The following is a 12175-nucleotide window of genomic DNA, read 5'->3' on the forward strand; positions in this document are numbered from 1 at the left end:
CATGAACGCGATTTCGCACCCTCGTCGGAACGACCTTTCCATCCTTATCGTCGACGACAACCCGGTGAACCTAGGCGTAGTCGTCGATCACCTCGAGGAGCAAGGTTTTGACGTTTCCGTGGCACTTGGCGGCGAGGAAGCGCTCGATCGCGCTGAGTTCCTTGAGCCGGATCTTATTCTGCTCGACGTGATGATGCCTGGGATCGACGGGTTCGAGACCTGCCGCCGACTGAAGGCGAAGCCCACGACGAGCGCGATTCCGGTGATCTTCATGACTGCGCTCACGGACGTGACCGACAAGGTCAAGGCATTCGCGGCGGGAGGCGTGGACTATGTGACCAAGCCGTTCCAGGTCGAAGAACTGCTTGCGCGCGTGAATACTCATCTGGCGCTGCGGGCGGCGCAGAAGCAGCTCCGCGCACGCAACGCGGCGCTAGAAGCAGAGATCTCTGCGCGCCGCGCCGCCGAGGATGGGCTGGCGGCTTCGGAATCCCGTTTTCGCAGATTGTTTGAGACGGCCACCGACGGAATTCTGTTGCTCGATTGCGGAACGGGCGCAGTCACTGCGGCGAACCCGACCATGGCTAAGATGCTCGGGTGTTCGCGCGCCACCGTGATCGGAAAGCGCTTGGCTGAGGTTCCGGGCTTTGGCAGTATCGCGCTTTCAGCCGACGCGGTGGAGGAAGTGCGGCAAGCGCGTTACTTAAACTATGGCGATTGGCCTTTGCAGCCTGCGGCAGCGGATCCAATCGACGTCGAGGTGATCGGCAGCTTCTATCGGGACCAGTCGAACGACATGGTCCAGCTTAACTTCCGCGATGTGCGGGAGCGCAGGGCGGCCGAAGCACGCATCCTTTACCTTGCCCACCATGACTCGCTGACCGGCCTGCCCAACCGGACGCTGCTGGCCGATCGGCTGGCCGTGGCGATCGGGCATGCCCGGCGCGACGGGAGCAAGATCGGCGTGCTGATGCTCGACCTGGATCATTTCAAGACGATCAACGACTCGCTGGGACACCATATAGGCGACGAGCTGCTCGAGGCGGTGGCGTCGAGGCTGCGTGCGTGCTTGCGCGACAGCGACACAGCGGCGCGGTTGGGCGGCGACGAATTTGTGATCGCGCTGTCGAATCTCCATTCGACCGCTGACGCCGAGCGGGTTGTCGACAAGGTGCTCGCCGCATTCGCAGAGCCGTTCGTGATCGAAGGCCGCAATCTGCACGTCGGAACCAGCATCGGCATCAGCATGTTTCCTGGGGACGGGGAGGATGCGGCTGCGCTGCTGCAGGCGGCGGACATAGCGATGTACTCCGCGAAGGAGGGCCGCCGCTCCAAATGGCAGGTCTATTCCAAAGAACTCAGCGCCGCCGCGCAGCGCTGGCATACGCTTTCGAACGACATCCACGATGCCCGCGCGCGGGGCGAGCTCGTGATTCATTATCAGCCTCAGCTCGCTGTCGATTCGGGCGAGCTGATGGGTGTGGAAGCGTTGCTGCGGTGGCAGCATCCGAACGAAGGACTGATTTCTCCCGCGCTGTTCATCCCGCTTCTTGAGGAGCGCGGACTGATTGGCGAAGTTGGCCAGTGGGTGCTTGAGTCGGCCTGCCGGCAATGTTCGGCATGGCATGCGGAGGGCCGTCCTGCGATTCGTGTCGCCGTCAATGTGTCGGCCCAGCAATTCTATCAGGACGATATCGTTTCCACGGTGCGGCATGCGCTGCGTTCAGCTGACCTCGAGCCCCAATGGCTCGAACTGGAACTTACTGAGTCGCTGACACTGGATGAAAGCGAAACGACGCTCCGCACCATGGAAGAATTAAAGGCGATAGGTGTGACCCTGTCGCTTGACGATTTTGGCACAGGTTGGTCCTCGCTCTCCTATTTGAGGCGCTTCCCCCTAGACCGCATCAAGATTGATCGTTCCTTCGTGCGCGATCTTACGACACAGTCGAGTTCCGCCGCGATCGTCCACAGCATATTGGAATTGGCCCGAAGCCTGGGTCTGGAATGCGTTGCCGAGGGCGTGGAGACGATTGATCAGCTGAACCATCTTCAACGGGAGCTTTGCTCCGAATTCCAAGGCTTCCTTTATAGTCAGGCAATCCCAGCGGACGAAGTGTCGCTACTACTGCGCGCGCGCGAAAATCGCGGTGCCTCAAATATCCGTTCGAAGGCGGCGGCGATGCAGGCGGAGCTCGATCCGCGAATGGTCAAGAAGGCGGGTGGTTAGCCCGGTGTCGAGTAAATCCGCGCTCGGCACGCTGCAACCTTTGGTCGTGCGACTTGGACTTCCGTAGCGACCACCCGACCAGCTATAGAAGGTCAAGCAACGCGCTTGGCTAGCTTGATTCCCCACTGCTGTACCAAATCGGATTCCGCAACCACTCTTGGGTAGCGGATTCGCGCCACCCGGCACGGCGCGTGCTAATTGCGATCTGCTTCGGGAAGGTTCCTTGATTGATCTTCCGATACAACGTCGAGCGGCTGAGGCAGGTGACGTCGAGCACTGCAGGAAAACGTAGAATTCGGTCGATAGGTTCGGACATCGCTAACTCGTGACTTTGGATCTTGGTGATCACGCGCGCGCTTTTGCAAGTTCACAAGACGGCAGTCGTTCGATCGAACTGGCGGATAGTAAAACCAACGCAGGCGTAAGCCGATCTTCGGCCTGTTGCGACTCGCCCTGTCGCGCGACCGCGTTCTACGGCGCTTTCGCGCCGCCGAGTCGCTGGCGTTGCGATGGATTAATCCGTCGCTCGCGCTCGTTTGCGTGGCGAGCACCTCATAATCGGAGTTCAAATTTGCGATACGCCTTTGCCCTTGCCGCCGTTCTTTGTGCCTCCCCTGCGCTTGCGCAGCAGCCGACCGCGCCTGCCCCCGGGTCAAACCATGATGCGCGACCGCAGTTCGATATATCCACCGGCGTCGACTTTGAACGTGGTGATTTCGGAACGGGAGCCCAGGTCGATAAGATAGCAATTCCTCTGACAGCTGGGGTCTCCATCGGTTCGGTCCGCGTCAGTGCGCAGCTACCGTGGGTGCGCGTGACCGCGCCCGCCAATGTAATCGCCCCGACAGGGCCTCTTGGCCTGCCGATCCTGGTGGACCCTACGCGGCCCGCCACGCGGACCACTCGCCAGGGCCTTGGCGACCTTCGCCTGGGCGCAGCGTACGACCTGCCGGTCCAAGGCATTGTCGCCAGCGTTCGAGCCGCGGCCAAATTGCCGACCGCTTCGGTAGATAAGGGCCTCGGCACCGGCAAGGCCGACTACTCCGTCGGCGCGGATGTCGCCAAACCGCTTGGTGCGGTGACACCGTACGCCGGGGTAACATACACGATGGCCGGTGACCCTGAAGGCTTCCAACTCCGCAACTCGTTCTCTGGACAGGCTGGGGCCGCGCTTCGCCTGGGCGGGTCAGCAAGCGCACAGCTGGGCTACGCCTACGCACAGAACCCGATCGAGGCGGGTGAGGATGACCAGCGCATTGTTGGCGGATTGCACGCCGACGTTGGAAGGAGCCTTTCGCTGGGTGTGTACGGCTCGGGAGGCCTAAGTGCGGGCGCCCCTCGCCTTGGTGGTGGTGTCACCTTGGGGCTGAAGTTTGGCCGGTGAGGGACAATCACATACGCCGAACCAAGACGCGACTGCATTCAAGTAGCTCTCTGTGGCGTACCGACGATGGACATACTCTGCTGAAAAAGCCCGGCATGAAGGTGCGGGGGCACGAGACTGAGATACCGTTGGCCGGTTCGGCTTGGTTGAAGCGATTTGGGAGCTGCTAAACCCCTACCACCGGTATCAGCTGCCAAGCCGACATCAGGACAACGGCCCGGGCCTGTAAGCCAGCGACCTCAGCAGTTTCTTAACGGTAGACCTTATAAGTTCGTGGGCACCGTCGACTCTGGCCAGGGAGTGATTCGGCGTGAGTTACGAGGCGTATACGTCTCAATGTTGGATCGGCGTACCAAGGTGGACGAACACGAGGTCAACTACGGGTCAGAGGGTCCTGGCGGCCCCGCCAAGCCCGATTTGAAGAATGAGCTGGCTGCTGCAATGCATGAGCTGCGTTCACTCCGGCGTCAGCATTCATATCTTGTCCACAACGTACCGGGCGTCGTTTATCGCTGCGAAGTCCATCCGCCCTGGCGAATGCTCTTTGTAAACAATCGGGTCGAAACTCTAACCGGGTATCGACGGGAGGAATTCGAAGGGGGCAAGCCTTGGGCAGAGCTGATCCACCCCGATGATCTTCAGCATGTCGAAGCGGTCGTAGCCGAGGCAGTCTCTAGGCGAGGTGAGTTTTTACTCACCTATCGGCTTTTCGACCGCTTTGGGCGTGTGAAATGGGTGCGCGAGCAGGGGCAGATCAGCTCGGCAGATGGTGCGCCACCCTATTTTCTCGACGGCTTCATCGACGACATAACCGAGCAGCGCCTTCTGACGGGTTCCGTGACCGCCCTAGAGGCGCAGGCCCGGCAGCGGTCAGCAATTCTTGCATCGGTTTTGGAAGGCACTTCCGATTGCGTCTACTCATTGGACCGGGATTGGCGTTTCACCTATCTTAACGGCAAAGCGCTCGAATACTTTAATCGAGGGAATCTGACCGGTCGATCGATTTTTAGCGTGTTCCCCGACGGCAGGCATTCAAGCTTTCGCGATGCCCTCAAGCGAGCAATGGAAGGCGGCGTGCCGGCGTTCGCGGCGGGCTATCTCGAGTCCAGCAACAGTTGGTACGAGCTGCAGGTAACCCCCATTGAGCAAGGCATCACCGTTTTCTTTCGTGACGTCTCCGAACGAATGAGACTTCAGGAGCGGGAGCGACAAGCCGCCGAGCGGTGGCGCTCCGCGTTGGACGTGATGCCGCAAATGGTCTGGTCCATTGCCCATGGGGCTCGGGCGCCGGATTATTACAATGACCGATGGTATGAGTTTACGGGTCTGCCGCGAGGGACCACCGGAGGTGACGAGTGGGCCGGTGTCTATCACCCCGAAGACCTGCGATCTGCGTTAGAGGCTTGGCGTCACTGCCGCGCCTCAGGCGAGCCCTACGAAGCCGAGTACCGGTTGCGCGACCGCAACGGCCACTATCGATGGGTCGTTAGCAGAGCACGCGCCGAAAGAAGCGATACAGGCAAGATCCTGCGCTGGTACGGGACTTACACGGATGTGCATGAGCGTCATCTTCAGCGAGAGGCGCTGGAGACAAGCGAGCGGCGAGCTCACGCAATTCTGGACTCGGTCCCGCAAATTATCTGGGTCGCCACGCCCGACGGCAGGCTGGATTTCCTCAGTGAGCAGTGGAATAGCGTTTATGGCGGGAACAAGGGCGCCATTCTCGGCAGCGGGTGGCTCGACTGGGTCCATCCGGACGATTGCACGTCCACGATCGAGAAATGGCGCGCATGCCTGGCGTCGGGGCTCCCTTACGAGGCCGAGTTTCGCGTCCAACAGATCAATGGCGAATATCTTTGGACGCTGGTGCGGGCACTTCCTGAACGAAACGCAGAGGGGGAGATCGTCCGTTGGTACGGCACGTGCACAGATATAGATGAACTGGTCCGAGCACGTGAAGAGCGGGACCGTAGCGCCGCCCTGAACAGGGGAATTGTGGAAGCAGCGCCTGATTGCATTTCCGTGCTCGACATCGAAGGCACAGTGCTGTTCGTCAATGGCGCCACGATAAATGCTTACGGGGCACCGAATGCATCATTGCTTGTCGGGAAGCGGTGGGGAAGAGCTTTCAAGAAGGCCGACCGATCGAAGGCCGGGGAAGCGCTTGCCCAGGCGCAGGCAGGCGACATCGGACGCTTGGTGATTAGGGGAGGCCCAGAAGACTCTCATTGGTATGATGTGGTTCTCGCGCCGATTAATGGCGCGGACGGAAAGCCTATCAACGTAGTGGTAATCTCGCGAGATTTTACAGAGCAGAAAGAGGCCGAGGAGAAAGTGCAATGGGCCGCCAATCACGACGCCCTCACCCATCTTCCAAACCGCTTTTTGCTTCAAAAGCGGCTCGAAGAACAGATTGCTAACTCGGATGCTGATCGTTCAGGTTTCACCCTACTGATCATCGACATCGATCATCTCAAGCGAGTCAATGACGGTATTGGACACGACGCGGGAGATGCCTTGCTCCGCGAGGTGGCAAATAGACTGACGGAAGCGGTAAGGTGCGGCGACATGGTCGCTCGTCTTGGCGGCGACGAGTTTGCAATCCTCCTTCCGGGGCTCCGCGAGCCAACGGAAATTCAAGAAGTGGAGCAGGCAATACTGGCCCGGCTGACGGAGCCGTTCTCGTATGCGGGGCGACTGCTCGAATGTCAGGGCAGTATGGGCGCAAGCATCTATCCCGAGCATGGGAACTCCAGGGTCGATCTCCTTAAGAACGCCGATGTTGCTCTTTATGCCGCCAAGTCCTCGCTCCGTGGCAAAATGGTGGTTTTCGAGCCCAGCATGCGAAACGAGATCCAACGCCGAAGCTCAATGCTGAGTCTCGCGAAAGCTGCACTTCGCAATGGGTGGCTCGTCCCATATTACCAGCCGAAGATCGACCTTAGGTCGGGCCGTATCCTCGGTTTCGAGGCATTGCTCCGTTGGAAGCATCCCGAAAGGGGGCTGCAGCTGCCGAATACAATCGCAGCCGCGTTCGACGATCTGGATCTGGCGGCCGAAATCAGCGACCAGATGATCGGGAAGGTCATCGCTGACACTAACGGCTGGCGGAAGCGCGGAATCCAGTTCGGCCATGTGGCGGTGAACGCGGCGGCCGCCGAATTTCGACGCGGTGACTTTGTCCATCGGTTGCTTGAGAACCTCGAAAAAGCGGCAATACCGGTGTCGGAATTTCAGGTAGAGGTCACCGAGACCGTTTTCCTCGGCAGAGGAGCGGAATATGTGGAGCAAACCCTGCGGGACCTTAGTGCTGCTGGCGTCAAGATCGCTTTGGACGATTTCGGTACCGGCTTTGCGTCCTTGTCGCACCTGAACCATTTTCCGGTGGATTACATCAAGATCGACAGATCTTTCGTGGAGAACATCGATGCCTCCACGGGCGCTCCAATCATCGACGCAATCATCAATCTTGGCAGAGCCTTGGGAATTGAGATCGTCGCGGAAGGGATCGAGACCTTGACCCAGCACGACTTCCTTCTGCGAAGGGGATGCCAATATGCGCAAGGCTTTCTCTACAGCCAGGCGGTATCGGCAGATGAGGTGCCCGCAACACTTAAACTGCTTGAGGGGGGCGCGCTCGGACGTTGGATCAATGCCGCATGATCGGGAAGAGCGTCGGTGCGGTAAGAGGGGGGGGCGTAAAATGGCGTCTACTTATCTTCTGGCAATTATTGCTGCCCGAGATTTGCCCTTGACCGACCAGTCACTCGAGGCGGCCTGACAATTTCCCAAAGCCGCCGTTAAGCTAGCGCTCTCCTCTATGAGCGCGATTCGTGATCGCGTCCGCTTCTTCCGCTGCGTTCAACGGCTCGTCAGCCATCATCGCCTGCGCCAGAGCCATCAACTCCGCCGAGGACGAGCCCGCCTGGCGATATTCGGTCTTGTTCCCGCTCCCACCGCCGGAGAGCCATTCAACCTGCCACTGCTCGCCCGATGTGCATGCGATCCCGCTGGTTGCGCCATGATCAAAGCTGCGACAGAGATGTTGATTGCGATCGCGGAAGGTGATGCCGATGCGCGTTGCGGCGTTGTCGGTCTGCGTCGAGGCAAGCTGTGTATCGAGCGCCCTTGCGATTTCGCCGCGGGCCAGCGTGCGGCCATCTTCGATCACTAACTCACTGCTGGACGTGACCAAGGGCCCGGTGAAGAAGCCGGCAACTAAACTCGCGGCGACGGCCCCGATCCAGAATTTTCGCTCTCGGCCGTTCGCACGGGGGGCCAACGGCACGACCTTAGCCGACTCCCGCAACATCGCTTCTACGCCGGTGGGGATCGACGCATGCGCGACAGGGGCAAAGGTGCCCCGCAGTGACGCGGCGAGTGCGCGGTGACGATCGACCTTCACGCCAAGCGCGGGGTTTGCGTTGATGGCCTCCTCCACGCGTTTGGCCTCGAGTGGACCGAGCTCGCCATCGGCATAGGCCATCAGCGTTTCGGGATCGATCGTCATGCCGCTTCTCCCAGTCTTGCCATCAGCGCCTCTCGCCCGCGCACCAGCCGTGAGGTGAGGGTGCCCATCGGAATTTCCAGTATCTCTGCGGCTTCCTTGTAAGCAAAGCCTTCGATCACCACGAGCGCCACTGCTTCGCGTTGCTCGGGCGGAAGGCTCCGCAGTGCAGCGCCGACGTTGCCCAGCTCGACCACGGCTTCCTGGCTGCCAGCCATGCCGATCGCATCGCCCGCGTCGGGTGCCACGAATGTCTCGCCGCGGCGTGTCTCCGCCCGGACGGTGTCGATCCACAGGTTGCGCATAAGGCGGTACATCCAGCTGTCCAGTCGCGTACCCGGTTCCCATTGATCGCGTCGAAGCAGTGCGCGCTCGACCGCGGCCTGCAACAGGTCGTCCGCATCCGCCCCGTTGCGCGCCAGCGCATGGGCGAACCGGCGCAGCTGCGGGAGGTGAGCGAGCAGTTGCTTTTCGAAGCGCAACCAGTGGGTTCCTTCAGGTTCGTGGATTAAACGGGCACCGCAAGCCGTTTCATCCAGCATGACTAAGCTTAATTTCGTATCTAGAATATCGGCGATGGTAAAAAACGGACTTATCGCATTGGCCTTGTGTCTGGTCGGCCCCGCGCACGCGCAGCTGGTACCCCAGCTGCCCCGCGTCGGCGGGATGGTCGATCGTGCGACCGTGGTGCTGCCTGACGTGGGCGCGAAATTGGACGACACGCGCGCGCTGGTCCGTGCGCAGACCGAGCGCGTGCACGATCTGGTGCGGCGGCATCCCGATCGCATAGCGATCGATCCTGACGGCAATGCGGTGCGCGCGAACGAACTGATCGTGATCGATGCCGACGAGGTGGTGCACAACGCCGCCGCAGCGCGTGGCTTCGTGGTAATTGAGCGGGTTCGGCTCGACGGGCTCGACGTCGACTATTCGCGCTTTGCAACGCCGCGCGGCATGGGCCTACCGAGGGCGCTCAAACTTCTGCGCAAACTGGCAGATGGCCGCGAAGTGAGCACCGATCCGCTCTATTTCCCAAGTGGCAGCGTTGGGCCGGCTGCGGCCGTCGGCACGCCTATGGCTCCATATGGCACCAACAGCCTCATCGGAATCATTGATGGCGGTGTTCCGGTCGGAACGCCGGGCCTCGTGCGCCAGCAAGGATTTGCTAGCGGCGCGCCCCGCACAAGCGACCATGCCGTCGCGATCGCCTCATTGCTGGCGGGAGGCGGTGGTGTCCGGGCCAGCGCGCCTGGCGCGCAGCTGCATGTCGCCGATGTCTATGGGACGGATCCGGGCGGCGGCAATGCGGCAGCAATCGGCCGCGCTCTCGCGTGGATGGCGCGCGAGCGTGTGCCGGTGGTGGTGGTGAGTCTGGCGGGCCCACCCAACCCGCTGCTGGGCCGCATCGTTGCGGCTGCGCGACGGTTAGGTACAGTCGTGGTTGCGGCAGTCGGCAATGATGGACCCGCAGCAAAGCCGGCTTATCCTGCTTCCTTTCCCGAGGCGATCGCAGTGACCGGTATCGATGCGCGTGGCCGCGTGTTGGTCGAGGCGGGTCGTGCGGTTCGGCTCGATTACGCGGCCCCCGGAGCGGACCTGCTTGCGCTGGCGGCGGATGGTCGGGCGCGAAGGGTGCGTGGTACTTCGTTCGCCGCGCCGTTTGTTGCCGCGCGACTGGCCGCTCATCTTAGTGACGGCGATATTGCGGGCGCGCTCAAGGCGCTCGATTCCGAAGCGCATGGTCGCGGTAAGCGCGGGCTGGGACGCGGCGTGGTCTGCGCAGACTGCGCGACGCGTCCGCGTTGAAAAGTTCTGGATTAAACGTCGATCGGCAGCCGTTCCTATCCCGAAGCGCCGTGCAACACGGCGCCAGATCAGGAGGAACGACGATGAAAACTCTGCTTCTTTCGACCGCCACGATGATCGCCATGGTGATCGCAGCACCCGCCTCGGCGCAATTGCTTGGCGGAGGCGGGTTGGGTGGCCAACTGGGCGGTGGTCTTGGCGGCCAGCTCGGTGGTACGTTGGGCGGCGGTCGTGTCAGTGGACCGCTCGATCGCCCGATCGAGCGCACGCTGGAGCGCACGCGCGAACCGATCAGCAACACCACTCGGGCTGAAAAGACGGCGCGCGGTTCGGCGGATGTTGAGAAGAAGGTCGATCGTCGCAGCGGCCGAGTCGCGGCCGGTGGTAGCGCAGATGGCGGGACGGCCGGAGCGATCGACAGCGGCACGAGCGCGCTTGATCGCAGCGTCGGTATGTCGGGAAGCGGCAGCGCGTCAGGCCGCGCTTCGGGCAGCGCCTCGGCCGACCTCATCGGTACCGACGACGTGCGGGGCACCGTACAAGGTGCGCGTGAGCGTACGACCGGTGCGGTCGGGCGTATGCGTGATACGACCGGAGCGATCCGCGATCGCGCGGCCGGCACCGTCGCCCAGGCCACCGAGCGCGCGCAGGGCGCGGGCGGCGGGCTGGGTGGTGTGCTAAGCGCGTCGGGCGCCGGCACCGGATCCGCCAGCGGATCGGCCGGGAACGGCAGCGCTTCGGGCTCGGCCTCGGGTGCAGGTGAGGGCATGCTCGGCCTGAGCGGCGTTTCGACGCCCGCGATCAGCCCCGGCATGCGGGTCGAGGATGCGCGCGGTCGGCTCGTTGGCCGGGTGCAGGAAGTAAACCGCAATGCCCGCGGCCGCATCGAGTCGCTCACCATGCGCGTAGGCGATCGCGTCGCCACGCTCCCCGCCAGCAATTTCAGTGCCGATGGCGACGTGCTTGTCTCGGCGATGGGCAAGGGCGAGGTGAAGGATGCCGCCAAGTCGCAAGAGGGCGGCGACTGACTAATATGGCGCTGCTTCGGAAGTAAGGTAAGTTTCCGGAGCAGCGGCATTCCTTGATGCCGGCAATCGACGGAGCTTGGCGACCGACCAGATACCGTAGGACGGTGCGCAAATGGGCTTATGATCGATTGGGCATTGTGAAGGTGAAGCGTGTTTCAGCCTCGGAGGAGGTCACCGCCATCGAGCCGCCATGTGCCTTGGCAATCTCGTCGACGATGAAGAGGCCGAGGCCAAGGCCCTGCCGACTGTGGCGCACAGCGCCACGGAAGAAGGGCTGGAAAAGCTGCGCGCGGGCTGCGGGCGGGATCGGGGCGCCGCCATTGGCCACCGACAGGATAAAACCGTCTTCAGACGTGCGTGCTTCCAATTCGATCGGGAGCCCGGGCGCACCATGCGTTAAGGCGTTACCCAGCAGGTTCGAGGCCAGTTGCGCGATCCGCGCATGATCGCAATTAACAGGTGCCCTGATCGAAAAGCGCGTCACAATTTCGCGTTCCGGCGCGATCGCGCGGATCTCGGCGGCGACCTGCTTGAGGACCGGCTCGAGCGGGCGCTCGCGGTCCCGCACCAATATGATTCCCTCGCCCATCCTCCCGCGCGCGAAGTCGAGAACATCCTCGATCAGTGCCTGCGCGCGATCGATGCTCGCACGCATCTCCTCCGCCACGCGCTGGCCACGATCGCTCAGGCTTTCCCGCTTGATGATCATTCGGACGCCCGCTGCCAGTGCCGTGAGCGGATTGCGCAGATCATGTCCGAGGACGGCAATGAACTGTTCTCGAAGGACCGCAATGTCGTGCTCGGCCCTTGCTTTCATCTCCGCCTCGACCTTGGCCGCGACCAGGCCGCGTTCGTAGGTTCGCCGATCAACCGCCTTGAAGACGGTCAGGCGGGTAAAGCGATGTTCGCCTGAGGGGCCTCGCTTCTCGGCTGCGTTTGCGATGACCGGCAGCTTCCCGCCCTTGGCGTCGAGCAGATCGAGCGCAAGTTCATGCACGAAGCCTTGCAGGCGAAGCAGCGGCGCCATGTGCGTCTCGAACGCGATCCGGCCGCCGAAGCTCAGCAAGGCATGGAAAGGTTCACCCACAAGTCTGTCGGCAGAGGTGCCAAGCCAGTCGACTAGCGTATGGTTCACCTTGACGACGCGCGCATCGGACGAAAGCGAAAGATACCCGCACGGGGCGTTCTCGTAGAGATCGGCCAGATCTTCACCTGCCACA

The 12175-nt window shown here is 61.9% G+C and carries 9 protein-coding genes; 5 read left to right on the forward strand and 4 right to left on the reverse strand.

All coding sequences use genetic code 11. The features are described 5' to 3' along the window. Position 1: 1 nt before the first annotated feature. Positions 2 to 2230, forward strand: a complete 2229-nt coding sequence (locus ABS767_RS09120) for a putative bifunctional diguanylate cyclase/phosphodiesterase (protein ID WP_408078038.1) — start codon at positions 2 to 4, stop codon at positions 2228 to 2230. 109 nt (positions 2231 to 2339) lie between these two features. Here ABS767_RS09120 and ABS767_RS09125 read toward each other — a convergent pair whose 3' ends face one another. After that, positions 2340 to 2546 (reverse strand): helix-turn-helix transcriptional regulator, encoded by a 207-nt coding sequence (locus ABS767_RS09125; protein ID WP_408078677.1) that lies wholly within the window; start codon positions 2544 to 2546, stop codon positions 2340 to 2342. A 255-nt stretch (positions 2547 to 2801) separates the two neighbouring features. Between ABS767_RS09125 and ABS767_RS09130 the strand changes: the two genes are divergently transcribed. After that, positions 2802 to 3614, forward strand: a complete 813-nt coding sequence (locus tag ABS767_RS09130; protein WP_408078039.1) for a transporter — start codon at positions 2802 to 2804, stop codon at positions 3612 to 3614. 357 nt (positions 3615 to 3971) lie between these two features. Further along, positions 3972 to 7277 (forward strand): sensor domain-containing protein, encoded by a 3306-nt coding sequence (locus tag ABS767_RS09135; RefSeq protein WP_408078040.1) that lies wholly within the window; start codon positions 3972 to 3974, stop codon positions 7275 to 7277. Positions 7278 to 7419: 142 nt separating this feature from the next. Here ABS767_RS09135 and ABS767_RS09140 read toward each other — a convergent pair whose 3' ends face one another. Both ABS767_RS09140 and ABS767_RS09145 read right to left on the reverse strand, forming a co-directional pair. Then, positions 7420 to 8124 (reverse strand): anti-sigma factor family protein, encoded by a 705-nt coding sequence (locus tag ABS767_RS09140; protein ID WP_408078041.1) that lies wholly within the window; start codon positions 8122 to 8124, stop codon positions 7420 to 7422. Further along, positions 8121 to 8603 carry an RNA polymerase sigma factor gene (locus ABS767_RS09145; protein ID WP_408078678.1) on the reverse strand — a complete coding sequence of 161 codons (483 nt, stop codon included), beginning with the start codon at positions 8601 to 8603 and terminating at the stop codon, positions 8121 to 8123. Before ABS767_RS09145 ends, ABS767_RS09140 begins: the two co-directional genes overlap by 4 nt. Positions 8604 to 8874: 271 nt before the next feature. Here ABS767_RS09145 and ABS767_RS09150 point away from each other — a divergent pair, with 271 nt between their 5' ends. Both ABS767_RS09150 and ABS767_RS09155 read left to right on the forward strand, forming a co-directional pair. Further along, a complete protein-coding gene (locus tag ABS767_RS09150) occupies positions 8875 to 9927 on the forward strand; it encodes a S8 family serine peptidase (RefSeq protein WP_408078042.1) in 1053 nt (350 codons plus the stop codon). Positions 9928 to 10010: 83 nt separating this feature from the next. Beyond that, the gene (locus ABS767_RS09155) at positions 10011 to 10955 is read left to right on the forward strand and encodes a hypothetical protein (RefSeq protein WP_408078043.1); all 945 of its coding nucleotides are present in this window, start codon (positions 10011 to 10013) and stop codon (positions 10953 to 10955) included. A gap of 118 nt (positions 10956 to 11073) precedes the next feature. Here ABS767_RS09155 and ABS767_RS09160 read toward each other — a convergent pair whose 3' ends face one another. Continuing rightward, the gene (locus ABS767_RS09160; protein WP_408078044.1) at positions 11074 to 12174 is read right to left on the reverse strand and encodes a sensor histidine kinase; all 1101 of its coding nucleotides are present in this window, start codon (positions 12172 to 12174) and stop codon (positions 11074 to 11076) included. Position 12175: the final 1 nt, after the last annotated feature.

The sequence above is a fragment of the Sphingomonas plantiphila genome, assembly GCF_046000505.1.
Lineage (GTDB): Bacteria > Pseudomonadota > Alphaproteobacteria > Sphingomonadales > Sphingomonadaceae > Sphingomonas > Sphingomonas plantiphila.